This window comes from Bradyrhizobium sp. LA2.1 (assembly GCF_040547725.1).
GTDB classification, from domain to species: domain Bacteria; phylum Pseudomonadota; class Alphaproteobacteria; order Rhizobiales; family Xanthobacteraceae; genus Bradyrhizobium; species Bradyrhizobium barranii.
Genome location: NZ_JBEPQI010000031.1, coordinates 17,677 through 43,517 on the forward strand (window position 1 = coordinate 17,677; position 25,841 = coordinate 43,517).

A 25,841-nucleotide genomic window follows, 5' to 3' on the forward strand; every position below is an offset into this window, starting at 1 on the left:
GAGAGACTGCGGTAGCCCTCGAGCGCCATCTCGAAACATCCCGACGTGCGTCGGCCTTTGTCCTTGTGTTAGCGGGTCCGATCTCCCTGCGCGTGGCTGAGTGACCTATGGGAAGCGCTCCGCCTGCCAAACCCTCGCTCGCATAGCTTTTTTCCCCGCCGGACAAGTCCGGCTCCTCGCGGCCGCTTCGCTCCAAAAAAGCCATCGGCTCAGGTGCTCCGCGTGCGCTACGCCCCGCGTGAACGCGGGTTCGAAGGCGTTTCGCTTCCCATCACGGTCGAGCCATCACGAGGGGATCGGCTCCTCGCGAACACAAAAGGACAAAGACCATGACCGCGATCGGATACGTCACCAAGAACGACAACGGCAGCTACAAGGGCCAGCTCCGCACGGTTTCCATCAGGGCCGACATCGACATCATCCCCAACCGCGACAAGACCGCCGAGACCCATCCGGACTTCCGCGTCATGACCCAGGGCGTCGAGATCGGGGCAGGCTGGATCCGCCGCGGCGAGAACAGCCGCAAGGACTATGTGAGCCTCTCGCTGGCAGCGCCCGAGTTCGGTCCGCGCAAGCTCTACGCCAATCTCGGCCGAGCCGCCGGCCAGGACGACGACAGCGTCTTCGCCCTGATCTGGAACCCCGGCGACTAACGCCAACGGCCCCCGCGAACACCGGTCGCGGGGGCCCTCACTTGACCGCTCTCTCGGAGTTGCGCTCGTGCCTCAATTGGACGAAACCATCTGCATTGGGACATTGTCTGCTGGGGCGACCATTGGAAAATTCTGTCACGCCGTCGCGCGAAGGCGCCGGTGATCGTGCTGCCCGCGATCCTGTCGGCTGCAATCCCGTCGCCTATGACGGCAGCGATTGGGCCTGGGAGTTCCTGCGCCGCAACGAGGACTACGCCAAAGACTGGCGCTGCTCTGTGCCACAACGCTTGCCTTGCATCACGCTGATCGACGGCACAAAGCTGTTGCGGCTGCCGAGACGCTTTCCCCGGGCGGAGAAATGGGGCCTCCGCGCCTTCGCCAATCCCACGCTTGATGCCGCCCAAACGCCCGTGTTCTGGCATGCGAGCGCTCTCAAACGCGTGGTCCGGTTGAAGGCAACTCGGCCGACAGGGGAGGACAAAAGCGGCGCGATGACACTCGCAGATTTCAAGGTTGATCGACGTGCCGTGATCGACGCCGAAGGCGTCCCGCTCGTCCTCTTGAAAGGCGGCGGGGTCCATATCCCCCTCGAAATCCATGGCCTCCGCGCCCTGACATTGCCCTTCGCGCCAGTCTTCGAGCTGCACGACCTCGCCGATGTCACGGCCCAGACAGACCTCCTGAAGCAGCTCAAGCGCTTCACTGAGCAGGGCTTCCAGGCCTCTCAGCGATCGCCATTTGCAAACGATGAGCGTTTACATCACGCGCTCATCGCGCTCGACGAAAGCCGTCGTGGCAAGACTTACCGCGAGATTGCGATGACCATCTTCGGAGAGAAGAAAGTCACCGAGGAATGGCGCAGCCATAGTCAATTCTTGAAGGACCGCACGCGACGGCTCGTCGCGAAAGGCAACGAGCTCATGCGAGGTGGCTATCGAGACCTCCTGGGTTAACGAGGCCTTGCCGGATTAGCCGACTGGCCGAGTTCCCCGCTCACTAGACCAATTTTGCGCGCGCCTAGTGGCGAAATGCGCCTCGCCCAACTTCGCCACTCCCTAAACCGCTCCCGATCGGACGACGCTTCTTCACACACCTACGGGTTGCGTGGGCTGTAAGAAGGAACACTTCTGCATGACCGGAAACGACGACAAGGAAGCCGAGAAGCCCTTTCTCAACACCGTAGAGGCTGCAGCCTGGCTGCGGCTCACCAAGAACACCCTCGAGAAGATGCGGGTGGACGGACGAGGGCCCGCCTACCGCAAGCACGGGCGCTATGTCCGCTACCACATCGAAGACCTCGTCGCATACTCTGAGGCCAGCAAGCGGAGGTCGACCTCCGATGCGGATTGATCACCCAAGGCGGCGTCAATTGGCTGAGCATCTTCTTATCCCCCAGGGAACTAGGCTCGTGGGCAAGTACGATAGCGTCGTCGCCTTCGGCCAGAAGAGGGCGCTGGTCGTGTGGGCACGTCTCATTCTGCCGAACGGCAATTCGATTGTGATCGAGAACTTACCGGCCACGGATGTCGCGGGCTATGCCGGGCTCGAAGATGAGGTGGACTTTCATACCTGGCAATTGCTGAAGGGGGTGGCGCTCGCGACTTTGATCGGTGTCGGGACGCAGCTGTCGCTCAGCAATGACGAGAGCGATCTCGCGAAGGCGCTGCGGGAAAGTGCGCAGCAGACGACCAATCGCGCCGGTCAGCGACTGGTGGAGTGCGAGCTCGATGTGCAGCCAACGATCACAGTCCGACCGGGCTGGCCGTTGAGGGTGATTGTTTCGAAGGATTTGGTGCTGAAGCCGTACTCGGACCTTCAGGCAGCGGCGAAGGGGAGGTGAGGGATGAAGCTTGCAAAACTTCCTGATCGGACGCCGGTAAAGATGAGCGTTATTTTCACGCCGGGCCTCGCGCAGAGGCTACGAGAGTATGCCAACTTCTATGCGGAAACCTACGGCAACAGGGAGGAGGTGGCCGACTTGATACCGTTCATCCTCGAGGCATTTCTTGATAGGGATAAAGCCTTCAAGCGAATTAAGAGTGATGCCTAGTTGCCGTTCGTTGAATGACGAGCCCGACGCTCGAGGAATGCAAGCGCCGATCTGACGCTCGTGGCTCCATTTTCAAGTTCCTGCAGCAACTCTTCAAGTTCAGACTTCTTGCGGTGACAATCGCTGCACCGGATGGGTCTGTGCTGTCAGGGTGCCGTGAGTCAGAATTCTGGGAACGTGCCACTGGGAGTAACCCATTGAAATCTATGGTGGGCGCACAAGGGATCGAACCCCGCACCGAGCACGCTTCATAAGCGAATCCGGTTTCGCCAAAACACGATCTTTCTTGCCGCGCGCGAAATTCGCTTCGCCTCTCACTGCCGAAAGCCGCAGTATTTCATTCACTCCGATCTGGCACGCCGCTTGCTCCACTATCCACAAAGATAGGTCGCCAGCTGACCATGGGCAAGTTGGAGCGCGCGCATGAACCGCCGGCTCATTGATTACAACCCAGAAGGTTATGGCACTGAAGGCGAAGCGCTGCTCTTCGGCGCTATCCAGCGCCGGCCTACAGTCGGATCAGCGGAATTTGCCGAGCTCGAGCTTGCGAGCGCATTTCTGGACACAGGCAATCCTACCGAACTTGGCGTGCTGATAGATCGACTGATCCGATATGGGAGTATCAAAGCCGGAAATCCGATCCGCGATCAACTTGCTCGCGCTCTTGGCACACGTCTTGTTCCCAGGGCGTCGGCGATCCGGGGACTACTGAGCACTCACGAAATCATTCTGCCTGGCAGTCAAGCCGAATTGGCGGCCGAAAGCGCCGAACGCATCTTCGGCGCCGAACTCGAGGGCTTGAGCGGTGAGGATCAGGAATTCGAGACCGCGCGTCTCTTCGTGCGGTTTGCGCTGGAAGCTGCGCGCGTTGCGGCTAGAGCGCGTCCTGGGCACAGCCCCGCTGTCGTCGCGGCCTTCGCCGAGCGGACTGCCGCGCGCCGCTACGCACCAGGCCTGATCGGCACAGTCAAACCGAACTATCCCGGCTTCAGATTGCGTCGGGCCGTTCGTCGTACCTTCGTATGATGCCAACTGAGGAGATCACCATGCACGACATCGATCGCACGCAGCTCGAATACAGCCAAGAGGCGGGTCCATTCCAGCAGGAGGAATTCGAGCTCCAGGAGTTCGAGTTAGGAGCGATGGCTGGCGAGATGAGCGAGCAAGAGGAGATCCAGCTCGCGCACGAGCTTCTGGCCGTGAACAACGAGCAGGAGCTCGAGCAGTTTCTCGGAAGTTTCATCAGGCGCGCCGTGAGCACGGTAGGCCAGATTGCCAAGTCGCCCATCGGTCAGGCGATCGGGGGCGTGCTCAAGAGCGTTGCCAGGAAGGCCCTGCCGATGGCGGGAGCGGCGCTCGGCGGCTACATCGGCGGACCGCTCGGTGCAAAGATCGGCAACGGACTGGCCAACGCCGCGGGCAAGGCGATCGGACTCGAGCAGGAATTCGGCGAGAGCGAGGAATTAGAATTCGCCGGCGCGCGGCAGTTCGTTCGCCTGGCCTCCAACACTGCCCGGCAGGCTGCCGCCGCTGCTGCGGCCGGCGCCGATCCACGCCTTGCCGCACAAAGTGCAGCGCTTGCGGCCGCTCGCAAATTTGCTCCCGGCCTCGTCGGTTGGAGTCCAGGCACGGGCGGTGTCGTGGGTATGGCAGCGCCCCTTATGGGACATCGACCAAAGTCGGGCCGCTGGCTGCGTCGCGGCCACCAGATCGTGCTGTTCGGGGTGTGAGGCGTCATGACCATCGTTCCGCTCGCCGCCCGGTTGCTCGAAGAAGAGGCTCGCGCGCTCATGACTCGCCTCGATCGCATCAAGCCTTTCGCGTTGCTCGAGCCGATGGTTCCGGCAGCCAGCCTTTATCCAAATGCGCAATCGGCGATCGAGCAGGCCATGGTCGAAGGGCGGCGAGAGCTGCGGCGTCTCATCCGCGGCTTCCTCGCCTGGCTTGGAAGATCGAAATCGGTTGCAACGGCCGAACAGGCACAGCGCCGTCTCGCGATTCTGCGCTTGCGGTTTCACGCTGTGCTCAACGAGTTCGACATGTTCAGCGACGCGATTACGCAGAGGAGCGAACAGGACAACGGAACGTGGCTCTCCGGTCTCGACATCGTCGCCGCTGATGCTCTCAGCATGCCTGGTCAATTCTACGAGTTGCCGCCGATCATCTGCTATCTCGACCGCGGCCCGGGAGCAGCCATTCGGCGCGCTCGCACGCGACTTCCGGGGGGCTACTGGAATCCGGTTGCCCTCATCAAGGTGCCCCGCGAGCGCATGGTGGGGAGCGGGATTGCAGCTTCACTTATCCACGAGGTGGGCCATCAGGGCGCCGCCCTGCTCGATCTCGTACCGTCGCTTCGGGGCGCGCTGCAGGGATTGCAACGCACGGACACTGCCAATCGCGACATGTGGGCGGTATGGGAGCGCTGGATTTCCGAGATCGTCGCGGATTTCTGGTCGGTCGCGCGCGTCGGCGTCATCGCGACACTCGGACTCATCGGCGTCGTCAGCCTGCCGCGTGCGTTCGTCTTCCGCGTCGATCTCAACGATCCTCACCCTTCGCCATGGCTGCGCGTCAAGCTCAGCGCGGCGATGGGACAGGCGCTCTACCCGGATCCGCAATGGGCGCGTCTCGCGGCGCTTTGGGAGGAGCTTTATCCTCGCAAGGGGCTCGATCCTGAACGCGGGGCGCTATTCGAGCGCCTCGAAGCACTCATGCCGGCATTCGTCGCGCTGCTTGCGGGCCACCGTCCCGCCAAGCTCCGCGGCCGCACACTGCCGGAAGTATTGACGGTTTCGAGCCGCGCTCCGACCGAACTCACGCGATTGTTCTCAGCATGGTCCGAGGCGCCGGCTGAAATGTATCGCGCACGCCCGACGCTGGTCTTCGCAGTGCTCGGACAGGCGCGCGCCGACGGCCGTCTTTCGCCCGAAGACGAGAGTGTGCTGATCGGCAAGCTGCTCACATTCTGGGCGCTCAAGACGGTGCTCGACACCAGCTACGAATGCGCCCTGATGAGCGGGCGTTTGCGGCAATCGCGTGCGGCCGCCCGTCAACACCAATCCCACAGTCTGACCATCCACTAGGAGGATGAGATGAGCGAGAAACAAGGAAACGTGATCATTTACGTGCTCGGCACCGTCGACTCCTTTCCCTTCGCGCTGGTCGAGGCGGATGTTGAGATCTTCAAGATCGCCGACGGGGCGGCCGATGCCACCGGACCATCCCCCAGCAGAGTCTCCAAGAAACCACCCCAGGGAGAATGCATTAGCAAAGGGACGACAGATAGTGACGGACGTTACAGCACTCCCCTGCCAGCAGGAACCTACCAGGCGCGCGCAACGTTCGCAGGAGGAAAAGAAGTCTCGTCGACTCCATTCCACATCTGCGGAGACGACACGATCGAAGCGACGGTGCAAGTGCCGCAACTGGCGGGGTTCAAGGTCGCCGTCTCAGAGACGCATTGTCGAGCTGATTACGCGGAAGGTAGTCTCTGCAACCTGCACTTCGGGAAACCGACGTGGTTCAGAGTCACCTGGCCCTCCGGTAGCCCCGTGACGACGGTCGCCGTTTTCGCGAGCGGCGCAACAGTCAGCCCTGCGCCTCCGCCGCCAGGAGCGAGCGTCCAAGATCATGAGTATTATGCTGCTGTGCTTCCCACAGCACCGCAATTTGCGTACCTGCTCGGGGCTGCATCCACCGGTTCGGCTCCGGCTCTGACCAGTCTACAGTCTCGTCCAGGAGTCCTCGCGCCATCTGTTAAGCCGCCGCCCATCACGTCTGTGCAAGGCGACCTTTCCATTTCCTTGAAGCGCTCCGCCAGCTCCCAAACCAGTGATCTCGCGCTTTCGTCCATGATCCGCCGGGCTTCCGATGCCCTCTCGTTCGATCGCTACATGGACTTCATGAACTGGATATTTTGCGGCGATGGAAGAAACGACAGCGCTCTCACGACGTCTTATAGTTCGAAGCTGGCTCAGCTCGACCGCAGACGCTTCCTGCCGTTCACCGATACCGACGGCTATCGAAACATCAAGGCGGCCACCGAAGCATTCGTGATGGCCAATTGCTGTATCTACGACCTTGAGACGGACGAGGCGTCGTATATCGCGGATCACGTCGCCGTCGATCTGACAACGGATCCTATGGCGTTGCTCACCGACTACACCAAGCCGGACGGGTTTCTTCCGTACCTGGCGGTGATACGGGCCAAGCTCGTGGATGAAAGACTCAAGAACTCGGATATCGGCGACTTGCGGCTTCGCAACAAGAGCACATGGCCGCCCCATGGTACCGGCAGCGATCCTGTAGCCGCCTGTTACGGCGTCCTGCGGGAGAAACTCACCTGCCCGTGCCTGCATGAGCTGATCTGGTCGTACTGGAACGAGGAGGGCATGCTGGTCCAGACGATCAACGCAATCACCCGTCGGTTCCAGAACATGCGAGGTCCGCTGCCAAACGATCCGCTCGCCAATCTCGAGGTCGATCCGCTGCGGCCGTTGAACAACTTGATCTGGGGTTGGATACAGGATGAGCAGCATCGGCTGAGCGTGGTCCGCCGCAATTACGAGTACGATCACCAATATGGGCTGCGGCTGGCCGGCAAGGCGGTCAACAATGCGCGCACGGCGGACAGCCGGTCGAAGTTTCTGGAAGCGTTCCACACGCTCCTGAGTACGCTTGCGGCCTTCTACAAGCGGGACGACGACACCACGATGGTGGCCGACGGATTCCCGGTGCTCAACGCGCTCAAGGAGGCGCACTTAATCCTGTCGCAGGGCGCGCACAACCAGTTCGGCGACCTGCCGTCGACCGCGCGCATCGAGATGCTGATGCTACAGTGGATCCTGGCGCGCCCGGAATTCCGCGAGTTCATTCCGACGCGGATCATGGTCGCCTACCCGGAGCCGTGGATGGATCGGGTCGATGCCATGAAGAAGCTGCAGGGCTGGACCGACACCAGCGTGCTGCATTTCCGCAACCTGGCGATTTTCGGCGAGGAGATCGTCCTCGGGGTTCGCTATGGCAACTGGAACAGCATCTACGAACCGGTGAGCGCGGTGAACTGGGCGCGATACTGGCGCCCGCAAGTCCAGGGATACCTTCACGCCTACCGCTCGGTTACCGGAGTCGATCTCTCTGTCGATGTTACCAATGCGCGGATCGACACCACGATGCCATCGGTGCATCTCGTGAAGCGCTTGTCAGAGCAGCGTCAAAGAGTCTAATGCCGGGGATGTGCCATGCCGGACTTCACCTCGGCGCTGTATCTCGGATTCGCCCATCCGAGCGCCTCGCTCCCGCCCTGGGAAGCATTGACCCTTGGTCGTCCAGCCGCGCTCGCAGAGTCGGCTGGTGGCCGAGCGTTGGCGCAGGAATTGACGCGGCTCATCGGCGGTGAAGCCGGCCTTCTGTATCCATCGACGTTGCATCTGTTTCGGGATTTGTTCCAGGTCGCAGCCCCAAAGGGCACGCTGATCTTGTTCGACGGGGCATCTTATCCGATCGCGCGCTGGGGCGCGGATGGCGCGGCAGTCAATGGAATTCCGATCGAGACTTTCCCACATCGTGATCTGATTGCGCTGGAACGGCGCGTGCGACAGGCGCGACGCGCGGGGCAACGGCCGCTGATCGTGGTCGACGGCCTCTGCCCGTCCTGCGGCCGGCCGGCGCAACTGCCCGCGCTTGCGCGTCTTGCCGCCGACGCCGGCGGGCGTCTCGTGATCGATGACACCCAGGCAATTGGCGTGCTCGGACGCGAGCCTTCGCCGATAGCGCCGCTCGGCATCGGCGGTGGCGGAACACTCGCGTGGTATGGCCTTCGCTCTCAGGCCACGATCGTGGGAGCATCGCTCGCCAAGGCGTTCGGCGCACCGTTCGCGATCGTGAGCGGCGCGTCGACAATCATGAAGCAGCTTGCGCGCGAAGGGCAGACACGCATCCATACAAGCGCGGCGTCGGCAGCGGATGTCGCAGCGGGGCAAAACGCGGTCACCATCAATCGAGCGCAGGGGGAGGGGCGGCGCGCGCGCGTCGTGCGTCTCGTGGAGCAATTGCGGAAGGAGCTGGAGAAACTGGGCCTGCAGTCGCGCAGCGAGCTACCGATTCCCGTGCAGGCAATCGCGATGCCGTCCCTTCGCGTGGCCAAAGCGGTGCTCGCGTCCCTGGACGAAGGCTGCATCTACGGGCTCGTGACCAGATCGTGCCTGGGCGGCCTGCCGAGTCTTACCTTGTTGATCACAGCGCGCCACACGACTGCCAACATTTCCCGCGCCGCGGCGGGGCTTGCCCGTGCCATGGACGCAGCCTCGCGGGCTTATCATCAGAGAGTGGAGGCCGCATGAGTATGACAGCCGAAATGTTCGAGGTCGAACCCTTCCGGCACGAGCTTGAGGCCGGGGCGCGATCCGCTCGCGGCGTGCGGAGCATGTCGCGACGTCCAGTTTCCAAGCCGTGGCCGTCATTCCGAAAGCGACGCATTCTACGCACCCCATCGATTTACGGCGGATGGGGAGGAGCGGCGCCCGACAGCGCCGCAGAACCGCAGGCGGAGCCCGAGCCGCCGCCATCGGCCGGATCGCCGGAATATGTCCGCTGGCTGCAAGCTACGCTCAATCGCGCGATTGGCGGGACCCTCCCGATGGATGGCGCCATGTCCCCGGCCGTGCGCGATGCGATCCGAGAGTTTCAGCGCAACAACCAGCTGCCCGCGAGCGGCTATATCGGTCCGGACACCGAAGCGGCCCTGCGGCGCGTAGGAGCCGGCTCCGAAAGCGAACAACCCGAGTTCGAACGGGAGACCGGATCGGGCGACGATGTTCTAGCGGTGGATGCCGCACTGTCGCGGAGCAAAGCGCTGCCCATCCGGTTTGTCCTCAAGGCACTTGGACGACCACCGGTCCCTGGGCTCTATCGCTTCTTTGCCGCCGATGGACGGTTCTACACCGGTATGGCGACCGATCTTCGTCGACGCATCATCCAGCACCTGTGGTGCCTCTCGCATTTCGGCATGGAGACCAAAAACCATCGGCTCGTACTCTGCCGAATGCCGGGCAAGACCAGCGAGCAGATTCGCAGCATCGAGGCTGCGATCAATAGGTACCACAAGAACAACAGCCTTCGGCTGAACAGGACCACCGAACTGGAGTTTATCCAATTGAGCAGGCTCTGACGGCTTGCTCCGGCGACAGTGCAAATCGCGTCGAGACAATTGCAGAAACTGACGACCTGTATCCAACGATGGAGGCGACCATGCATCCGGTAAGTTGCACATGTCCAAACTGCATGTCTGGAAGGACAGGCGAGTTCGAGCTCGAATACGAATCGTTCGAGAGCGGTGAAATGTCCGAACAGGAGGAGCTGGAGCTCGCCATGGAGCTGCTCTCCGTCAACAACGAATATGAGATGGAGCAGTTCCTCGGCAACCTCGCAAAGAGCATCGGCCGCGGCCTCAAGTCGGTCGGCAGGATCGCGTTGCCAGCGCTGAGGTCACTGGCCAAGGTTGCCCTTCCGATTGCCGGAAGAGCTCTCGGCTCGTTCATTCCGATCCCCGGAGTCGGCACCATGATCGGGGGAGCGCTTGGCCGCGCGGCCGCCGACGCGCTCGAACTGGAATACACGGGTATGGATCCCGCACAAGCCAACATCGAGAAGGCGCGCCGAATTGTCCGCGTCCTCAGTAGCGCAATCCTGAATCTAACCCAGACGCTCGGAGCCGCGTCGCCGGAAGTGGCCGCGCGGGCGGCCCTGGCGTCGGCGGTTCGTCGCAACATTCCAAGTGCAACACTTCCCACGCTAAGCGAACAGACATTGCTTCCTGCCTCAACAGGAAGCGGCCGCTGGTGGCGCCGCGGCAACACGATTGTGCTCGATGGCGTCTGAGCGGAGCCGCCGGAGCCCGCGAGCGGTCAGAAGGATCCGAGGGTGAAAGACGGGGCGCGCCATGATCATCGACTGCCATTGTCACGCCGGAAAAGGCGATGGGCTCACCCAACCGGCCGACACGGCCGCCCCGCTCGACGAATATCTCAAGCGCGCGCGCGCCGCGGGTATCGATCGGACCGTCATATTTGCCGCGTTCTCGGAGGGCTATCTTCGTGCCAACCGAGAGGTCGCCCGAATCGTTGCTCGCAATCCCCAACGGCTTCTCGGCTTCGCCTTTCTTCATCCGCTCGCCGACAAGGGGCGCGTCGATGCCATGGTCCGCGAGGCCGTCACCGATCTCGGGCTCGTAGGCATCAAGGTCCACCGACACGACGGCCGGATCACGCGCGAAATTTGCGAAGCCGCGCGTCGCTATCGCGTGCCAATCCTCTATGATGTGATGGGCGAGGTGTCCGTGGCGGAAATGCTGGCCGAGGAATATCCCGATGTTGCCTTTATCATCCCGCACCTCGGAAGCTTCGCGGACGACTGGCACGCACAGACCGCGTTCGTCGATCATCTGGTACGCCACCCGAATATCTTCACGGACACCGCAGGCGTGCGCCGCTTTGATATCCTTGAGCAAGCCGTGAGGCGGGCAGGTGCCCGCAAGGTTCTGTTCGGCACCGATGGGCCCTGGCTGCACCCGGCAGTGGAGATTGCGAAAATCTATGCCCTCAATCTGAACCCCGGCGACCAGGCCGCGATTCTCGGAGGCAACTTGATTCGAGTGCTCCGCTATCAACGCACAGAAGCACGTCTGGCTCATCCCCCGCCGGAGCGCTGAACGACGTTGTCGTAGCGGGTGGCTAAATCCGAGGTAAGGCCGCCATGGCTCGCGCGTCGCATCTGCAATGCGCGGTCCGTTACGCCCAGGCGTTTCGCCGCGCGCTGGAGATTGCCATTCTCCTGTGCGAGCGACATGCGTATCGCAACATTGGTGACGGCCCGGCCGATTTCTTTGAGGGCGATGCCCTGGTCCAGCGCACGCTGGAGAGCCAGCAGAAGTCCGGGCTCCGCCCACGGTTCGATAAGTGTGGCGCCATCGGGTCGGTCGTCGGCCGGCAGCGCACCAATTGTGATTGGTCCTGGTCCCACGTGACGCGCGTGAAGGCGCATCACGATCCGCTTGAGGTCCCGTACGTTGCCCGGGTAGTCGCGGCAAAGGAGAAAATCGGCAAGCGACGGGTCGACCTCGACTTTGGAGCCGCCATTCGCTGCGTGCTCGAGAAAGTGTCGGACCAGCAACGGAATATCCTCGCGCCGCTCGCGCAGCGGCGGTGGCCGCAAAATCCAGTCCGCCAGGCGATAATAAAGATCCGCGCGAAATGTAGCATTCCTCACGCATTGCTCGAGATCTCGGTTGGTCGCGCATATCAGACGGAACTCGGTATTGTGCCACACGTTGCCGCCGACGCGCTTGTAGGTGTGCTCCTGAATGACACGCAACAGCTGAGCCTGCAGCGGCATCGGCAATTCACCGATCTCATCGAGCAGTAATGTGCCGCCGTCTGCGAGCGCGAAGGCGCCGTCGCGCGCGGCAACCGCCCCGGTAAAGGCACCGCGTTCGTGACCAAACAACTCGCTGCCCGACAATTCCGGCGACAAGGTCGTGCAATCGACGATGACAAGGTCGGGCTTATGGTCGCGCCTGTCGAGGAGGTGAAGGGCCCTCGCGATCTGCTCTTTCCCGGTTCCGGTTTCACCAACGACCAACAAAGTGCCGCCGGAAAAGCTGGCGATTTCCACTAGCCTTCGCACCAGTTCGCGCCAGGCCGGAGAGTCCCCAACCAGTAGATTGCGGATAGAGTCGTCATTGGCGAGCCGCTCGATTTCCAGGTGACGATGAACACGAGCCACGATCTGTTCAGCGAAGATACGGTCATCGGTCCAGTCAAGGACGTCGGCTACACCTGCGTGGAGCAGCTGCCATCGCGACTCCCGAGGTAACGATTTTGGAACGGACAGCACCACGACATGGAATGAGCGCGACAGCTTCTCGAGATCGGCGATCACGGTCGCATCAACGGCTGAAACAGCCGCAAGGCAACAGTCGCCGTCATGAAAAAAGGATTCGTCCGATCGAACGGTCAATCCAAAATGCGCGAGCCTTTTGGTGACCGCTGTGGCCACCGCGGCTTCCCCAGAAAAACTCTTGAACCAAATCGACAGCGTCACAACCACGCCCCCGACGTTCGCGGAGTTAGCTCGTAGTCAGCTGACGCGCTTCTTCCTACCGCAGCTGAGTTCGCAATCGTCCGAACTGCAGCATGATTTTGTGAGGAGCGCTGCCGTTCCTGCAATTATCTTGAATTCTCGCAGTCGGCGAAATCGTTCGACTATACTCCAATTCCGAGAATGGCTCCATCACAAATGAAGAAGTGAGCCTCGACACTTCGCCGGCCAGTCTCCTTTTCCCTGGGGCAACAGCAGCAACACGTGTGAATGCAGCTGCGTGTGAACCTCGTCTCGAGCAACACGCAAACGCGCCGCCTCACTCGGGTAGATTAGTGGATATGCAACCGATACGGGTATTGCGGATGGTATGATTCAACGGTTCGATCGGGCAGCGCAAATGTCCGATGAAGTGAACTAACCCCGCCGCGTTCATCTTGCGACAAGGAGGAACTATGTCGGTCCCGCCAAATGCATCGAATGATGCCGTGCCAGCCCCGAACGGGATTGTCCGTACTTGTAGGTGCCAGAACTGGAGCGAGATTCTTCGCGAACTCGTCACGACAGTGATCAGTCTGCTAATCGTGGGCCTCGCTCTACTTCTCCTCTGGGATGTTTATTGTGGGGCCAAGACAACGGCGGATACCTTTGATCGTCAGAAAGAAATCCTTTCTCTGGCTCTCGGACTCCTGGGGACCGTGACCGGCTACTATTTCGGAACCGAGCGCCACGCGGACACTGCTCGCGCCGCCGCCAGGCAAGCTCACGAACGCGAGCTGAAGATCAGGCAGTTGATCTATCAGGGCCTGGCGCGCGTCCAACAGGCGCATAATGCGGCCCGAGACGGAGCACCCGACGCAGTCAGTGATGAAATTAATCCGCTCCGCTTATGTTTGTAGGCCCGGGTTCCGCAATCCGAGACGTTAAGATTTTCGCTGCGATGGACCTGTTCGTCATGTCGCGACGATATCGCGGGCAGGTGATTGCCAAAAGGGATCAACGAACGCATGAACTCTGGTCAGCAGTTCTTACTAACCGGAGGTAGTAACGCGTAGATTAAAACGTGATACTCGTATAAAGCGAGTGGCAATGTGCGAAATGATCGTCGTGAGACATTTAGAGGCGACGGCGTCGCGGAATCGAAAATGCGTCGCGATCACGGCCGCGCGCAATGTCCGGTGCCAGTGCCAAAGGTGACATCGATTGAGAGTAAAGGCCCAAAGAGTGGGGCTCGGTTAGTTGACTGATAAGCTTTGGTCGGAAAACTTATCGGTCGGACAAGCGAATACCGTTGCGATACTCGCATCAATGAGTATGTGACGTGTCAACGCGAGGCGACAAAAAATAGTGTTTGGTTTGCCCAGATGGAAAGTCGCCATCGAAGGTTCTTCAATCACAACGGGCGCTAGGGAAGCTATGCGACGTCCCTGCGTCAAGCGCTTCCATGAATTCTTCCAGTGACGGCTGAGGCACGGTTTGCAGCTTATGAAGCTCTTCGGGTTTTAGCTTTGTGTATCGCCGTAGCGTACGCCAATCTTTATGACCGGTTACAAGCGCTACTTTCTCGATCGTCAATCCTGCTTCGAAGAGGCGGCTAGTGCCTTCGTGCCGCAGGTCATGGAAATGGAGATCTTCGATCTTCAGCTTGTCGCAAGCGCGCGTGAATGCCGCGCTCACTGAACGGTGATTGTACGGGAATACTCGACCCAGACCCCTGGTGATGATCCGCTGCTGGAGCAGGAGCTCCCAGGCGTCATAGCCTGTGAGGTTCAGGAGTGGCACTTGTTGGTCGTTGCCATCCTCTTCCCTCGGATCTTTGCGGTCTCGTATCAATATGATCCGCTTCTTCATGTCGACGTCCGGCCAGTCGGGCCGGCAAATCTCCTCCTGCCTCATGGTCGTTGCGACCGCGTATCGGACGATGCGGCCCATTGGGATGGCTTGCCGATTATTGGATTCGAAGTATTCAATGAGCTCGTCAAGCTCATCCTGAGTTGGTCGCCGGTCTCGCTCATCGGACTTTCCAACGAGACCTAAATACTTCAACGCCACGCGTGCCAGGCGAACCTCTTCGGCAGAAACCTCGACCCCGTGAACAGCGGCTGCGTGTGTAGCGACGGTTCTGATGAACGATATGTCGATCGCAAGGGTCGCTGGTCCCGCACCTTCCTTCGCTCGCTTTCGGCCATATTCAATCAACCGTTCGCGGTTGAGCCTGGGAAGCTTCGTTGATCCGAGGTCCTCCTTCAACGCCTCCAAGACGGCTGCCTTCGATTTGCGGGGAGGGCGACCAACCTCCAGCATGTCTTCGATGTGCAGATCGATGATGTCGCCGAACGTCTTCGCTCTGACGGCAGCGCGGGGTTTAGGTGATCCGCTACGATCGATGTTGCACTCCATATCGAGTGCCCATTCCTCCCCGTCCTTGCGCCGACGGAAGGTCTCTGCCACGTAACGGTTCTTGCGGCGGACCTGGACGCGCCAGTTCCCGGACGGCAACTGAGTGAAGCTGGCCACGGTCGTGTGCACTCCCCAAATCGTGTGCGCTACGTGTGCACTAAGAGGTCAAAGCGGGTACAAACGTGTGCAATTTCGACTAGTTTGGAGTGCACACGTTCATGTTTCATCTTGTTGAAGCATAAGGTAAATCATTGAAATCGCAACACTATCGCTTTTCTGTGGCTCCGATGATGGATTGGACCGATCGGCATTGCCGGGTGTTCCATCGCCATCTGACGCGGCGGGCGCTGCTCTATACGGAGATGCTGACGACCGGTGCCATCATTCATGGCGACCGGGAGCGGCTGCTCGGGTTCGACGCGGTCGAGCATCCGGTGGCGCTTCAGCTTGGCGGGTCGGATCCGCGCGAGCTCGCACTGGCCGCGCGGATCGGCGAAGAGTTCGGCTATGACGAGATCAACCTCAATGTCGGCTGCCCGTCGGATCGTGTGAAGGATGGCCGCTTTGGAGCCTGCCTCATGGCGGAGCCGGAGCTTGTGGCGCGATGTGTCGACGCGATGAAGGGCGCGGTTTCCATTCCCGTCACCGTCAAATGCCGCATCGGCATCGACGATCAGGATCCGGAGGTCGCGCTCGATACGCTTGCGCGTGGAGTGGTCGCCTCAGGCTGCGATGCGCTGATCGTGCATGCCCGCAAGGCCTGGCTCAACGGTCTGTCGCCGAAGGAGAACCGCGACATCCCGCCGCTCGACTATGACCGCGTCTATCGCCTCAAGCGCGCGATGTCTGATGTGCCCATCATCATCAACGGCGGCATCCCCGGTATCGACGAGGCGAAAGCGCATCTCGAGCACGTCGACGGCGTGATGCTCGGCCGCGCCGCCTATCAGGAGCCATGGCGGCTGCTCTCCGTCGATCAAGATATCTTCGGCGAAGCGGCGCCGCATGCGACGATGCAGGACGCGCTCGAAGCGATGATGCCCTATATCGAGCAGCAGCTTGCGCGGGGCACGCGGCTGCATGCGATCACGCGGCATTTCGTCGGGGCGTTCCACGCCGTGCCCGGTGCGCGCGCCTTCCGCCGCCATCTTGCCGAGCAGGGGGTGAAGCCGGGCGCCGGTGTGGACGTGCTGCGCGATGCGATCGCACGTGTCGGTGCGCGCGCTCCGGCGGAGGCCGCGGCCTAGCCCAAACGGGTGAAGAGCCGGATCGTTAAAATCCGGCTCCTCGTCGATCCGTCTCAGCGGAGCAGATCGAAATGATAGTTCACGCCGACGCGGAAGGTGTGGAATTTCGCGGCGTTCCAGTCCGGCAGATCGTCGTGCTCGAACTCGGTGTAGAGATATTCGGCCTTGGCCGACCATTTCGGCAGGAACGCCCATTCGACGCCGCCGCCCGCGGTCCAGCCCATCTTCATCTTGTTGATCGGCCCGTCCTTCAACTCGCCGGTGGCAAGACCAGCGGTCCCGAAGAACAGCAGCCGTGAATCCATCGTCGCGATGCCGGCGCGGGCGCGGCCGGTCGTGTACCAGGGGATGCTCACCGCGGCGCTGTTGAGCGCGTCGCGGTTCTTGATGTCGCCGCCCTCGAAGTCATTCTCGATGCCGACCACGAACATCGGCGAGAGCTGGTAGTTGTAACCAATCTGCACGCCGCCGACGGCGCCCTTGACCTTGCCGCCGCTGATGCCGACGAGATTATTGAACGCGTCGTCGCCGCTCTCTGCGTAGCCGGCGTTGAAGCCCGCATAGAGACCCGTCCACGAATACACCGGCTGCGGCGCCGTGTAGGCCGAGGAGGGTGCGGCGTAGCGCGGCGACAGGTCGGCAGCGCAGGCGCTGCTCGCGGCGAACACCGCGGCAAAGGGCAGGGCGCGCATCGTGCGGCGTAAGGCGGCTCTGGCAGTCATGACTCTCAATCTCCCACTTGGCCGCACCTCACGGAGCAGCCTTGTCCAACCCCGATCCCGGAATGGGATTGTTATAAACCGACTAGGCGGTTTGTAAATAGAGGAAATGCCACATCGATGGATTGTTCGCGGGGGCTCGAGTTAGGCGGTTGGCTGGCAGCCGCGCCGATGCTGCGCAGCGCGCTGGCGCAAAGGTGGCCTTACGAGGCGCCAGATTGGCCGCTGTCCGTCATGATGACGAGGCGACATGCCTCTGGCGTGGCGCATACTCGACATCGCAATGATGGGTGGATCGAGAGGGTCGCGACAATAGCAGCGCTCGACAATCTAAGATTGTTTATTTCTCTGTTATTTACTCGTCCGACGATCCCTCGGCTCTCGCAGCATTTCATGCGGTGACGTTCGCGGTTGTTTTCGCGTCGGAGACGTTGGGCTCGGACCCTTCATGTGGGTCGATTTGATGAGGGACCAGCGATGCCAATTTTCATGGCCATAGTGATCCTGGTGAGCGTCTCGATATTCTTCGTTCCGCGCAATGCGTCGGCGCAGGATGTGCCGGGGATGGAGCGGCTCCATCAGTTTGACCGGCGCCAGAGCGGCCAAGGGCGATTTGACAAACGCCGATCGCGTTATGCGGCTCAGGCAGTCCCGGCTGATTGGGCCTTGATCGTGTGAGGCGCGCAGCGAAGTGGATTATCGGAGCGCGCGGCGATCTGGCAATTCCGGGTAGCCTGTGAGCATCAGCTTGTCGGCGCGCACACCCCAGCTCTCCAGGCGGTCGAGGAAGCTCATGCCGAGCAGATTGGTCTTCATCTGCCCGCGCGGCACGACGAGGGCCGGCACCGACTTTTCGACGAGGTGGCCGACGGAGAGACGGTCGAGCGTAAGGCGGGCTGCCTTGGTGTGGCCACCCGCGGTTTCGAGATCGACGTCGTATTCGAGCATCTCGAGAGGCAGTCCGATCGCTTTCGCGGTTTCCCAGGTCAGGACCACGGAGGTCGCGCCGGTATCGATCACCATCGGTGCGGCGACGCCGTTGATCTTCGCGCGCAGCGCGAATTCGCCGCCCTGGCCGCGCTGGATCTGCACGGCCGGGGCCGGGGAGGCGATCTGCGCGCGAAACATGTGCGAGACCTTGTTGCTCGCGCGCGCGATCCGGTCGGGATCGCCATAGGCGACAACGGCACCGGCCGTGCCGGCGAGCATGACGAGAACGAGCAGGAAGCGGATCATTGCGCGCCTCCGAGGCGACGCAGGGCGGTCAGGCGCGTTTCGGCGATCCCGCGATCGGCTGCAAACCCGCGTCCGCCATGCGTGCCGGCAACAGCGCCATCACCGCGAGCCGTTCCGTGCTCTCCATGGCGTGCCAGCGCGCGATCTCCGGCAAGGTCCGGCCGCAGCCGAAGCACAGCCTGGTCTTGGGATCGATCATGCAGACGGCGACGCACGGCGTTTCTTTGCTCATGTGGCCATAGTGGGGGATCGTCGGGCATGTCTGCAAGCATCTCGTTAAGAGCCCGTACCTGCGCTCATGATCGGCTTGTGGCGCGGCCGGCGCTTCTCGTCGGGCACCGCGGAACTGTCCGGCTGGAGCGGCGGAGAATCGTCCGACATCGGCGCCAGCGCACTCATCACGCGCTCCGGCGGGAAGGTGACGATCACTTCTGTGCCGATGCGCAGCTTCGATTTCAGCGTGAATGTGCCGCCATGCAGGTCGATCAGGTTCTTGGCGATGGGCAGGCCGAGCCCTGCGCCCTGTTCGGCCGACTTGATCGAGTTGGAGCCCTGGCCGAACGAGGCGAGCACGATCGGGATCTCGTCCTCGGGGATGCCGGAGCCGGAATCCTTCACCGAGAGATATTGCCCGCCCGAAGCGGTCCAGCCGGCCTTGAGCCAGATCTCGCCGCCTTGCGGGGTGAACTTGATCGAGTTGGAGAGCAGGTTGAGCACGACCTGGCGGATCGCCCGCTCGTCGGCCCAGAGCCGCGGCATGGCCTGCTCGAACACCTCGTGGATGGTGATGCCGCGGCTCGAGGCGCGCAGCTTCATCAGGTGGTGGCAGTCGGCGACGATGCCGACCAGCGACACCGCTTCCTCGTTGAGCTCGTAACGGCCAGCCTCGATCCGCGACAGATCGAGGATCTCGTTGATGAGGTTGAGCAGGTGCACGCCGGAATTATGGATGTCGGCGGAATATTCCTTGTAGACCGGCACCGCGTGCGCACCGAAAATTTCGCTCTTCATCACCTCGGAGAAGCCGAGGATCGCGTTCAGCGGCGTGCGCAGCTCGTGACTCATCTGCGCGAGGAAGCGCGATTTTGCGACGTTGGCGGATTCGGCGCGGTGGCGCGCTTCGTCCGAGATCGCCTTGGCCTGTTCGAGCTCGCCGATCAGCGCGTCCTTCTCGGCGCGTGCCTCGAGCGTGGCGAAGGTCGAGGAGTGCAGGCGGTGCGCCAGCAGCACGAAATAGCCTTCGGCTGCGAGCGCGAGCGCCGCCAGGATGTAATTGTCGAGCGCGCCGGTGATTGCAAAGCTCAGCGCCATCGCGACCGCGACCGGCGCCGTGGCGGCAAGGGCGGCGATCGGCAGATTGGCGGCCAGCATGCTCGACACTGCGATCACCAGCAGCATCAGGAACATCATCAGCGTTTCCGTGACCATGTCGAGCACGGGATGGATCAGGATCGCCATCCAGCACAGGCCATAGAGCAGGTCGAGCACGACGAAGTGCGTCCGCCATGTGCGCGTCGCCGCGGGCGAGGGGGCCTCTGCCAGGAAACGGTGGCAGCTGCGGATCATTGCGGCGTGGATGCAGAGCATGCCGGCGGTCCAGGCCGCGGCCGGGATCGGCTGCATCCACAGCCCGAACAGCACGCCGGTGGCGACCACCAGCAGCATCACGACATAAGAGGCCGACAGCCGCGTCTGGGCATATTGGCGCAGCATCTCGGCGTCGAAAGCCGGCCGGGTTCCGCTGGTCGACGTTAACTTGTCGCGCGCCTCGCGTACCCGCTGCGACGCAGCCCGGCGGCTGCTCGCCGATGGCGCGCTCACCGGCTCGGCCGGAAGCTGTACGACCTCTGGCTTTTCAGCGGGTTTACTCATCGAACAACAACATTCCTGCCTGCGCAAAGGCGGGCCTTCTGCATTGTCTATCTCTGGCAAGAAATCCTTAAGAGGTGACTTAAGGAGCTAAAGAATTACGTTAACCCGGCGTTAATTTTGAACGCGCGCAGTGCCGGTCAGTGCAGTGCCGCATGCTGGGCGACGTAGACCACCGCGCCCGCCAGATAGCCCGCGAGCGCGGGGATGGCGATGCGGCGGGCGTACCAGAGGAACTCGATCCGCTCGAGCCCCATGGCGGCGACGCCCGCGGCCGAGCCGATAATCAGGATCGAGCCGCCGGTGCCGGCGCAATAGGCGATGAATTCCCAGAGGAAGCTGTCGGGCGGGTAGTGGCCGAGGTCGTACATGCCCATGGTCGCCGCCACCAGCGGCACGTTGTCGATCACGGCGCTGAGCAGGCCGAGCACGACGACGATGACGTCCTGGCGGCCAATCGTCGCCTCCAGCCAGCGCGCCAGCATCGACAGGAGGCCCGCATGTTCGAGGCAGGCGACCGCCAGCAGAATGCCGAGGAAGAACACGATCGAGCTCATGTCGATCCGCGTCAGCGCATGCGCGAGCGTCAGCGGCCGCCGAACATGCTCGTCCTTGTCGCGGTGAACGACCTCGCCGACCAGCCAGACGATGCCGAGCCCGAGCAGCACGCCCATGAAGGGCGGCAGATGCGTGACCGCCTTGAAGGCGGGCACGGCGATCAACACGCCGAGCCCGAGATAGAACATCAGGTTGCGCTCGAACGACCCGACGAGCTGAACTCCGTCGTCCTTGGGCGGCGGCGCGATGGTCTTTCCTTTCACCAGAAGGCTGATGAACGCGAGCGGCACGAGCAGATTGACCAGCGAGGGCAGGAACACCGAGCCCATGATCTTCAACGGCGTGATCTGCCCGCCGATCCACAGCATGGTCGTGGTGACGTCGCCGATCACGGTCCAGGCGCCGCCGGCATTGGCGGCGATGACGATGAGGGAGGCGAACAGCAGGCGGTCGTCGCGCCTGGCGATCAGCCGCTGGATCAGCGAGACCATCACGATGGTGGTGGTCAGATTGTCCAGGATCGCGCTGAGGAAGAAGGTCACGAAGCCGATCAGCCACATCAGGCGGACCTGGCTCGTCGTGCTGATGCGGGAGGTGATGACCTCGAAACCGTCGTGGGCGTCGATCACCTCGACGATGGTCATCGCGCCGATCAGGAAGAACACGATCTGCGCGGTGGAAACGACGGATTCGTCGATCTGTCGGCCGACCATGGCGTGGTCGCCGATCGTGGCCGCGTAGATCGCCCAGAGCAGCCCGGCGCCGATCAGCGCCGTGGCACTCTTGCTGATCCGGAGTGGGTGTTCGAGCGCGATCGCCGCATAGGCCAGAACGAAGATGACGGCGATCGCGATCAGCAAGGCGGGATCAGTTCGACAGGTGTCAGCGGTTAAGGCGCGCGAGCAGGCTCGACGTATCCCAGCGCTTGCCGCCCATCTTCTCGACCTCGGCGTAGAACTGGTCGACCAGCGCGGTCACCGGCAGATTGGCGCCGTTGCGGCGGGCTTCGGCCAGCGAGATCGAGAGGTCCTTGCGCATCCATTCGACCGCGAAGCCGAAATCGTACTTGTCCTCGTTCATGGTCTTGTAGCGGTTCTCCATCTGCCAGGACTGCGCGGCTCCTTTCGAGATGGTCTCGATCACGGCTGCGACGTCGAGGCCACTCTTCTTGGCGAAGTGGATACCCTCGGAGAGGCCCTGGACCAGACCCGCGATGCAGATCTGGTTGACCATCTTGGTCAACTGGCCGGAGCCGGCGGGCCCGAGCAGCTTGCACATCCGCGCATAGGCGCCTGTGATGACCGGCTCGGCGCCGGAATAGGCGTCCTGCGCGCCGCCGCACATCACCGTCAGCACGCCGTTCTCGGCGCCGGCCTGGCCGCCGGAAACGGGAGCGTCGATGAATTTGAAGCCGGCCTTGGTGGCCGCCGCATCGAGCTCACGGGCGACTTCGGCGGAGGCGGTGGTGTGGTCGACGAAGGTCGCGCCCTTCTTCATGCCGGCGAACGCGCCGTCGGGGCCGATCGCGACCGCGCGCAGATCGTTGTCGTTGCCGACGCAGCACATCACGAAATCCTGGCCTTCGGCTGCCGCCTTCGGGGTCGCAGCCGTCTTGCCGCCGAACTTGTCCGCCCATTCCTTCGCCTTGGCCGCGGTGCGGTTGTAGACGGTGACCTCATGGCCCCCTTTTTTCACGAGGTGTCCGGCCATGGGGAAGCCCATCACGCCGAGACCGAGGAAAGCGACTTTAGCCATGTGTGGTACCTTGTCCGTAGTTTGGGTTTTACGGTTTTTGCCGGGCGAGGGGGCGCCTGGTTCCGCTATGAGGGCGGATTAGGAGCGCACCATAAACCCTTGAGGCCAGAGGGCAACGGCTTCGTTTGGCAGCCGCCTGTGCTAGGATGGCGGGACTTAAGATCCTACATAAAAAAAGGGAGCGAAAGCATGGGCGGCGTGAGCGTTGGTGTCCTCGATCATTTCAACATCCGGACCCGGAATCTGGCCGAGACGGTCCGCTTCTATGAGGACGTGCTGGGCCTGGAAAAAGGCGCCCGGCCCGATTTCGCCTTCCCGGGGGCCTGGATGTACAGCGAGGGCAAGGCGGTGGTGCACCTCGTCGATATTTCCCCGACCTCGGAGCCACAAAAGCCGGATTCCGGCGTTGTCCACCATGTCGCCTTCGTCAGCCGCGGGTTCGACGGCATGAAGCAGCGGCTGACGTCCAAGGGCATGAAATTCGACTCCCGCCAGGTGCCCGGCGGCGACCTCTGGCAGATCTTCGTCCACGACCCCAACGGGGTCATGATCGAGCTCAATTACGAGGCCGCTGCGGAGCAGGGGGCTGCCCCCGCGGAGATGGCAGACGATATCGGCAAGCAGTAGCCTTTTGGCCGTTTCCGCTCTAATGGGGCATCCTCAAGCCTTGAGCGTGATCTGATCGGAAAGCCGCTCCACACTTTTCCGGATCATGCTCTGTTCAGGAGATGCGCTTTGAGCGTGACGCAGCAACAGGTTCTCGACAGCCTCGCCAGGATCAAGTCGCCCCGCGGGGTCGCGCTCACCAATGCCAATGTGCTGAGCGCGATCAGCGCGGCCGACGGCAAGGTGTTCTTCTCGATCAACGTCGATGCCGCCGAGGCGCGGGCCTGGGAATCCGTCCGGGCCGAAGCCGAAGCCGCCGTGCGCGCCATTCCCGGCGTCACCACCGTGATGGTGGCGCTGACCGCCGAGCGCAAGCCGGGCGCCGCGCCACCTCCGCCGCCAACGCCGAGCCGCGGCACGCCGGGCGTGCAGCCGGTCCACGCCCACAAGCCACCGCCGCAGGGCGGCGCCCAATCGCCGATGGCTCGCCAGTCCGAGATTCCGGGTGTCGCTGCCGTGATCGCGGTTGCCTCGGGCAAGGGCGGCGTCGGCAAGTCGACCACCGCGCTCAACCTGGCGCTGGGCCTGCGCGACCTCGGCCTCAGGGTCGGGCTGCTCGATGCCGACATCTACGGCCCCTCGGTGCCGCGGTTGACGGGCCTCCACGAGAAGCCGGCGCTGGACGGCGAGCGCAAGATGATTCCGCTCAAGCGTTTTGGCCTCGCCATCATGTCGATCGGCTTCCTGGTGGAGGAAGAGACCGCGATGATCTGGCGAGGTCCGATGGTGATGTCGGCGGTGACGCAGATGCTGCGCGACGTCGCATGGGGGAGCCTCGACGTACTCGTGGTCGACATGCCGCCGGGCACCGGCGATGCCCAGCTCACGCTGGCGCAGAACGTGCCGCTCAAGGGCGCCGTGATCGTCTCGACCCCGCAGGACCTGTCCCTGATCGATGCAAGGCGGGGGCTTGCGATGTTCAGGAAGGTCAACGTGCCCGTTCTCGGCATCGTCGAGAACATGAGCTACTTCCAGTGCCCGCATTGCGGCACGAAATCGGATATTTTCGGCCATGGCGGCGCGCGCCACGAGGCCGAGAAGCTCGGGGTACCGTTCCTGGGCGAGATCCCCCTGCACATGGCGATTCGCGCCACCTCGGATGCCGGTAATCCCGTGGTCGACAGCGAGCCGGACGGCCCTCATGCGGCGATCTATCGCGCCATTGCGGGGCAGGTCCGGGACCAGCTCAAAGGCGTTATCGCCGCGGCCTGAGCCGGTCTTTTGGGGACATGCGACTTTCGTAGAGCCCCGTCATGCCATTGTCGCGTTCCGAAAGCGGGGCTTCCGTGTTAAAGGCCACGGCAGTCAAGCCCCTTCGGTTCGACGCGACAAAAACGCGTCGCCGGAACGAGCGGCGACAACGAGGAAGTTTAGGGGAAACGCCCCAACAAGGAGAGACCTGAAGATGAAGCGTCGTGATTTCCTGAAAGTGTCGGCAGCAGGCGCGGCGGCGACCGCCGCGGTGGCCTCGCCGGCGATCGCGCAGTCCATGCCCGAGATCAAGTGGCGCCTGACGTCGAGCTTCCCGAAGTCGCTCGACACCATCTATGGCGGTGGCGAGCAGCTGGCGAAGTACGTCGCCGAGATGACCGACAACAAATTCCAGATCCAGGTGTTCGCCGCCGGCGAAATCGTCCCCGGCCTCCAGGCGCTCGACGCGACCTCGAACGGCACGGTCGAGATGTGCCACACCGTCTCCTACTACTATGTCGGCAAGGACCCGACCTGGGCGATCTACGCCTCGGTGCCGTTCGGCCTCAACGCGCGCCAGCAGAACTCCTGGTGGTACCAGGGCGGCGGCGAGCAACTCGGCAACGAGTTCTTCAAGAAGTCGAACGTGATCGGTCAGCCCTGCGGCAACACCGGCACCCAGATGGGCGGCTGGTTCCGCAAGGAGATCAAGACCGTTGCGGACCTCTCCGGCCTCAAGATGCGCATCGGCGGCATCGCCGGCCAGGTGCTCCAGAAGGTCGGCGTCGTGCCGCAGCAGCTCGCCGGCGGCGACATCTATCCGGCACTGGAGAAGGGCACCATCGACGCCGCCGAGTGGGTCGGCCCCTACGATGACGAGAAGCTCGGCTTCGCCAAGGTCGCCAAGTACTACTACTATCCCGGCTTCTGGGAAGGCGGTCCGACCGTCCACGCCTTCACCAATTTGGACAAGTGGAATTCGCTGCCGAAGAACTACCAGGCGATCCTCACCAACGCGATGGCCAACGCCAACAGCTGGATGGCCGCGCGCTACGACATGCAGAACCCGGCGGCGCTGAAGCGTCTGGTCGCCGGCGGCACCCAGCTTCGTCCCTTCACCAACGAAGTGCTCGAGGCCTGCCTCAAGTCGACCAACGAGCTGTGGGGCGAGATCTCGGCCAAGAACCCCGACTTCAAGAAGTCGATCGACGCCATGCAGGCCTACCGCTCCGACGAATATCTGTGGTGGCAGGTCGCCGAATACACCTACGACAGCTTCATGATCCGCTCGCGCACCCGCGGCTGATCTTTCGAAACGTCGCAAGACGACAGAGCCCGGCCTCGTTCGCGAGGCCGGGCTTTTTCTTTGTCGCCAGCGGCCGCCCAAACAAAAATATGAAAA

The 25,841-nt window shown here is 62.4% G+C and carries 27 protein-coding genes; 19 read left to right on the forward strand and 8 right to left on the reverse strand.

Annotation, left to right across the window (positions count from 1 at the left end; all coding sequences use genetic code 11):
* Positions 1 to 329: 329 nt before the first annotated feature.
* The 13 genes from ABIB95_RS40045 (at position 330) to ABIB95_RS40105 (ending at position 11,410) form a co-directional block, all read left to right on the forward strand.
* Entirely contained in the window at positions 330 to 653 is a 324-nt protein-coding gene (locus ABIB95_RS40045) for a DUF736 domain-containing protein (protein WP_354248168.1), read from the forward strand.
* Between the two features lie 122 nt (positions 654 to 775).
* Entirely contained in the window at positions 776 to 1,606 is an 831-nt protein-coding gene (locus ABIB95_RS40050) for a DUF2285 domain-containing protein (RefSeq protein WP_354248170.1), read from the forward strand.
* A 178-nt stretch (positions 1,607 to 1,784) separates the two neighbouring features.
* Positions 1,785 to 2,003 (forward strand): helix-turn-helix domain-containing protein, encoded by a 219-nt coding sequence (locus ABIB95_RS40055; RefSeq protein ID WP_028152368.1) that lies wholly within the window; start codon positions 1,785 to 1,787, stop codon positions 2,001 to 2,003.
* Positions 1,993 to 2,493, forward strand: coding sequence for a TraB/TrbI/VirB10 family type IV secretion system protein (locus ABIB95_RS40060; RefSeq protein WP_502917922.1), 501 nt, complete (start codon positions 1,993 to 1,995; stop codon positions 2,491 to 2,493). The genes ABIB95_RS40055 and ABIB95_RS40060 overlap by 11 nt, the downstream gene beginning before the upstream one ends.
* 3 nt (positions 2,494 to 2,496) lie before the next feature.
* Positions 2,497 to 2,703 carry a DUF2274 domain-containing protein gene (locus tag ABIB95_RS40065; RefSeq protein WP_028159856.1) on the forward strand — a complete coding sequence of 69 codons (207 nt, stop codon included), beginning with the start codon at positions 2,497 to 2,499 and terminating at the stop codon, positions 2,701 to 2,703.
* Between the two features lie 423 nt (positions 2,704 to 3,126).
* Positions 3,127 to 3,729 carry a hypothetical protein gene (locus tag ABIB95_RS40070; RefSeq protein WP_354248173.1) on the forward strand — a complete coding sequence of 201 codons (603 nt, stop codon included), beginning with the start codon at positions 3,127 to 3,129 and terminating at the stop codon, positions 3,727 to 3,729.
* Positions 3,730 to 3,749: 20 nt separating this feature from the next.
* Positions 3,750 to 4,433, forward strand: coding sequence for a hypothetical protein (locus ABIB95_RS40075; RefSeq protein ID WP_028159854.1), 684 nt, complete (start codon positions 3,750 to 3,752; stop codon positions 4,431 to 4,433).
* Positions 4,434 to 4,439: 6 nt separating this feature from the next.
* Positions 4,440 to 5,786, forward strand: a complete 1,347-nt coding sequence (locus tag ABIB95_RS40080) for a hypothetical protein (RefSeq protein ID WP_354248176.1) — start codon at positions 4,440 to 4,442, stop codon at positions 5,784 to 5,786.
* Positions 5,787 to 5,795: 9 nt separating this feature from the next.
* Complete coding sequence (locus tag ABIB95_RS40085) at positions 5,796 to 7,928, forward strand: carboxypeptidase-like regulatory domain-containing protein (RefSeq protein ID WP_354248178.1); 2,133 nt, start codon at positions 5,796 to 5,798, stop codon at positions 7,926 to 7,928.
* A gap of 15 nt (positions 7,929 to 7,943) precedes the next feature.
* Complete coding sequence (locus tag ABIB95_RS40090; protein WP_049826461.1) at positions 7,944 to 9,044, forward strand: aminotransferase class I/II-fold pyridoxal phosphate-dependent enzyme; 1,101 nt, start codon at positions 7,944 to 7,946, stop codon at positions 9,042 to 9,044.
* Positions 9,045 to 9,046: 2 nt separating this feature from the next.
* On the forward strand, positions 9,047 to 9,871 hold the full coding sequence (locus ABIB95_RS40095) for a peptidoglycan-binding protein (RefSeq protein WP_354248181.1): 825 nt from the start codon (positions 9,047 to 9,049) through the stop codon (positions 9,869 to 9,871).
* Positions 9,872 to 10,041: 170 nt separating this feature from the next.
* Positions 10,042 to 10,581 (forward strand): hypothetical protein, encoded by a 540-nt coding sequence (locus ABIB95_RS40100; protein ID WP_354248183.1) that lies wholly within the window; start codon positions 10,042 to 10,044, stop codon positions 10,579 to 10,581.
* Between the two features lie 61 nt (positions 10,582 to 10,642).
* On the forward strand, positions 10,643 to 11,410 hold the full coding sequence (locus tag ABIB95_RS40105) for an amidohydrolase family protein (RefSeq protein ID WP_354248184.1): 768 nt from the start codon (positions 10,643 to 10,645) through the stop codon (positions 11,408 to 11,410).
* Here the strand turns inward: ABIB95_RS40105 and ABIB95_RS40110 are convergent.
* Positions 11,389 to 12,801, reverse strand: a complete 1,413-nt coding sequence (locus tag ABIB95_RS40110; protein WP_354248186.1) for a sigma-54-dependent transcriptional regulator — start codon at positions 12,799 to 12,801, stop codon at positions 11,389 to 11,391. The genes ABIB95_RS40105 and ABIB95_RS40110 overlap by 22 nt on opposite strands.
* 452 nt (positions 12,802 to 13,253) lie before the next feature.
* Here ABIB95_RS40110 and ABIB95_RS40115 point away from each other — a divergent pair, with 452 nt between their 5' ends.
* A complete protein-coding gene (locus tag ABIB95_RS40115) occupies positions 13,254 to 13,697 on the forward strand; it encodes a hypothetical protein (protein ID WP_354248188.1) in 444 nt (147 codons plus the stop codon).
* 490 nt (positions 13,698 to 14,187) lie between these two features.
* Here the strand turns inward: ABIB95_RS40115 and ABIB95_RS40120 are convergent, their stop codons facing one another.
* On the reverse strand, positions 14,188 to 15,315 hold the full coding sequence (locus ABIB95_RS40120) for a site-specific integrase (RefSeq protein ID WP_354248190.1): 1,128 nt from the start codon (positions 15,313 to 15,315) through the stop codon (positions 14,188 to 14,190).
* 134 nt (positions 15,316 to 15,449) lie between these two features.
* Here ABIB95_RS40120 and dusA point away from each other — a divergent pair, with 134 nt between their 5' ends.
* Positions 15,450 to 16,445 (forward strand): tRNA dihydrouridine(20/20a) synthase DusA, encoded by a 996-nt coding sequence (dusA, locus tag ABIB95_RS40125; RefSeq protein WP_354248192.1) that lies wholly within the window; start codon positions 15,450 to 15,452, stop codon positions 16,443 to 16,445.
* A 53-nt stretch (positions 16,446 to 16,498) separates the two neighbouring features.
* Here dusA and ABIB95_RS40130 read toward each other — a convergent pair whose 3' ends face one another.
* Positions 16,499 to 17,167, reverse strand: coding sequence for an outer membrane protein (locus tag ABIB95_RS40130; protein ID WP_247306973.1), 669 nt, complete (start codon positions 17,165 to 17,167; stop codon positions 16,499 to 16,501).
* A gap of 474 nt (positions 17,168 to 17,641) precedes the next feature.
* On the opposite strand from ABIB95_RS40130, the gene ABIB95_RS40135 reads away from it, so the two are divergent.
* Positions 17,642 to 17,842 (forward strand): hypothetical protein, encoded by a 201-nt coding sequence (locus ABIB95_RS40135; RefSeq protein WP_354248195.1) that lies wholly within the window; start codon positions 17,642 to 17,644, stop codon positions 17,840 to 17,842.
* A gap of 18 nt (positions 17,843 to 17,860) precedes the next feature.
* On the opposite strand, the gene ABIB95_RS40140 is transcribed toward ABIB95_RS40135, so the two are convergent.
* From ABIB95_RS40140 to ABIB95_RS40160, 5 genes are all read right to left on the reverse strand, one after another.
* Positions 17,861 to 18,400 carry a TIGR02281 family clan AA aspartic protease gene (locus ABIB95_RS40140; protein ID WP_063984038.1) on the reverse strand — a complete coding sequence of 180 codons (540 nt, stop codon included), beginning with the start codon at positions 18,398 to 18,400 and terminating at the stop codon, positions 17,861 to 17,863.
* A gap of 28 nt (positions 18,401 to 18,428) precedes the next feature.
* Positions 18,429 to 18,632, reverse strand: coding sequence for a DUF1289 domain-containing protein (locus ABIB95_RS40145; protein WP_028146760.1), 204 nt, complete (start codon positions 18,630 to 18,632; stop codon positions 18,429 to 18,431).
* Positions 18,633 to 18,676: 44 nt separating this feature from the next.
* Complete coding sequence (locus ABIB95_RS40150; RefSeq protein ID WP_354248197.1) at positions 18,677 to 20,272, reverse strand: sensor histidine kinase; 1,596 nt, start codon at positions 20,270 to 20,272, stop codon at positions 18,677 to 18,679.
* A gap of 137 nt (positions 20,273 to 20,409) precedes the next feature.
* Positions 20,410 to 21,687 (reverse strand): sodium:proton antiporter NhaD, encoded by a 1,278-nt coding sequence (gene nhaD / locus ABIB95_RS40155; RefSeq protein ID WP_166094080.1) that lies wholly within the window; start codon positions 21,685 to 21,687, stop codon positions 20,410 to 20,412.
* Positions 21,688 to 21,709: 22 nt separating this feature from the next.
* On the reverse strand, positions 21,710 to 22,582 hold the full coding sequence (locus ABIB95_RS40160; RefSeq protein ID WP_071915183.1) for an NAD(P)-dependent oxidoreductase: 873 nt from the start codon (positions 22,580 to 22,582) through the stop codon (positions 21,710 to 21,712).
* 189 nt (positions 22,583 to 22,771) lie between these two features.
* On the opposite strand from ABIB95_RS40160, the gene ABIB95_RS40165 reads away from it, so the two are divergent.
* The 3 genes from ABIB95_RS40165 (at position 22,772) to ABIB95_RS40175 (ending at position 25,745) form a co-directional block, all read left to right on the forward strand.
* On the forward strand, positions 22,772 to 23,209 hold the full coding sequence (locus ABIB95_RS40165) for a VOC family protein (RefSeq protein ID WP_063984035.1): 438 nt from the start codon (positions 22,772 to 22,774) through the stop codon (positions 23,207 to 23,209).
* 108 nt (positions 23,210 to 23,317) lie between these two features.
* Entirely contained in the window at positions 23,318 to 24,460 is a 1,143-nt protein-coding gene (locus tag ABIB95_RS40170; protein ID WP_071915181.1) for an Mrp/NBP35 family ATP-binding protein, read from the forward strand.
* A 193-nt stretch (positions 24,461 to 24,653) separates the two neighbouring features.
* Positions 24,654 to 25,745: a TRAP transporter substrate-binding protein gene (locus tag ABIB95_RS40175; protein ID WP_014496209.1), complete on the forward strand. Its 1,092-nt coding sequence runs from the start codon at positions 24,654 to 24,656 to the stop codon at positions 25,743 to 25,745.
* Positions 25,746 to 25,841: the final 96 nt, after the last annotated feature.

Excerpts from the sequence above, each read along its gene's own strand:
- ABIB95_RS40045 (WP_354248168.1), top strand. The coding sequence starts at position 330 with ATGACCGCGATCGGATACGTCACCAAGAACGACAACGGCAGCTACAAG.
- ABIB95_RS40055 (WP_028152368.1), top strand. The coding sequence starts at position 1,785 with ATGACCGGAAACGACGACAAGGAAGCCGAGAAGCCCTTTCTCAACACC.
- ABIB95_RS40060 (WP_502917922.1), top strand. The coding sequence starts at position 1,993 with ATGCGGATTGATCACCCAAGGCGGCGTCAATTGGCTGAGCATCTTCTT.
- ABIB95_RS40065 (WP_028159856.1), top strand. The coding sequence starts at position 2,497 with ATGAAGCTTGCAAAACTTCCTGATCGGACGCCGGTAAAGATGAGCGTT.
- ABIB95_RS40070 (WP_354248173.1), top strand. The coding sequence starts at position 3,127 with ATGAACCGCCGGCTCATTGATTACAACCCAGAAGGTTATGGCACTGAA.
- ABIB95_RS40075 (WP_028159854.1), top strand. The coding sequence starts at position 3,750 with ATGCACGACATCGATCGCACGCAGCTCGAATACAGCCAAGAGGCGGGT.
- ABIB95_RS40080 (WP_354248176.1), top strand. The coding sequence starts at position 4,440 with ATGACCATCGTTCCGCTCGCCGCCCGGTTGCTCGAAGAAGAGGCTCGC.
- ABIB95_RS40085 (WP_354248178.1), top strand. The coding sequence starts at position 5,796 with ATGAGCGAGAAACAAGGAAACGTGATCATTTACGTGCTCGGCACCGTC.
- ABIB95_RS40090 (WP_049826461.1), top strand. The coding sequence starts at position 7,944 with ATGCCGGACTTCACCTCGGCGCTGTATCTCGGATTCGCCCATCCGAGC.
- ABIB95_RS40095 (WP_354248181.1), top strand. The coding sequence starts at position 9,047 with ATGACAGCCGAAATGTTCGAGGTCGAACCCTTCCGGCACGAGCTTGAG.
- ABIB95_RS40100 (WP_354248183.1), top strand. The coding sequence starts at position 10,042 with ATGTCCGAACAGGAGGAGCTGGAGCTCGCCATGGAGCTGCTCTCCGTC.
- ABIB95_RS40105 (WP_354248184.1), top strand. The coding sequence starts at position 10,643 with ATGATCATCGACTGCCATTGTCACGCCGGAAAAGGCGATGGGCTCACC.
- ABIB95_RS40115 (WP_354248188.1), top strand. The coding sequence starts at position 13,254 with ATGTCGGTCCCGCCAAATGCATCGAATGATGCCGTGCCAGCCCCGAAC.
- ABIB95_RS40130 (WP_247306973.1), bottom strand. The coding sequence starts at position 17,167 with ATGACTGCCAGAGCCGCCTTACGCCGCACGATGCGCGCCCTGCCCTTT.
- ABIB95_RS40135 (WP_354248195.1), top strand. The coding sequence starts at position 17,642 with ATGCCAATTTTCATGGCCATAGTGATCCTGGTGAGCGTCTCGATATTC.
- ABIB95_RS40140 (WP_063984038.1), bottom strand. The coding sequence starts at position 18,400 with ATGATCCGCTTCCTGCTCGTTCTCGTCATGCTCGCCGGCACGGCCGGT.
- ABIB95_RS40145 (WP_028146760.1), bottom strand. The coding sequence starts at position 18,632 with ATGAGCAAAGAAACGCCGTGCGTCGCCGTCTGCATGATCGATCCCAAG.
- ABIB95_RS40150 (WP_354248197.1), bottom strand. The coding sequence starts at position 20,272 with ATGAGTAAACCCGCTGAAAAGCCAGAGGTCGTACAGCTTCCGGCCGAG.
- ABIB95_RS40160 (WP_071915183.1), bottom strand. The coding sequence starts at position 22,582 with ATGGCTAAAGTCGCTTTCCTCGGTCTCGGCGTGATGGGCTTCCCCATG.
- ABIB95_RS40165 (WP_063984035.1), top strand. The coding sequence starts at position 22,772 with ATGGGCGGCGTGAGCGTTGGTGTCCTCGATCATTTCAACATCCGGACC.
- ABIB95_RS40175 (WP_014496209.1), top strand. The coding sequence starts at position 24,654 with ATGAAGCGTCGTGATTTCCTGAAAGTGTCGGCAGCAGGCGCGGCGGCG.